The organism is Bradyrhizobium sp. BRP22, from assembly GCF_020194175.1.
Classification (GTDB): Bacteria; Pseudomonadota; Alphaproteobacteria; order Rhizobiales; family Xanthobacteraceae; genus Bradyrhizobium.
The window spans coordinates 1-258 of sequence record NZ_JADYVX010000155.1 but is presented as its reverse complement, the minus strand read 5'-3'; the positions used below and the strand labels follow the sequence as shown (position 1 = coordinate 258).

1 protein-coding gene is annotated in these 258 nt (G+C 69.0%); it reads right to left on the bottom strand.

Annotated features, from left to right (window positions below):
* Positions 1-258 (bottom strand): IS3 family transposase (locus I6F35_RS39775; protein ID WP_225122987.1); only part of this gene is annotated, 258 nt, incomplete at both ends.

Here is a 258-nt window from a genome sequence, read left to right as displayed (position 1 = left end):
CGATGTTGAGGATGCGGAAGCGCCGCCCGTTGGCGAACTGGTCATGGACGAAGTCCAGCGACCAGCGCGCGTTGGGCCTCGCCTCGACCAGGATCGGGGCCCGGGTCCCCACCGCCTTGCGGCGGGCCCGCCGCTTGCGGACGGTGAGCCCTTCCTCGCGATAAAGCCGGTAGATCCGGTTGATCCCCGATGGTTCGCCCTCCCGCCGCAGCAAAACGAACAGCCGGCGGTATCCGAAACGCCGCCGCTCGTTGGCGA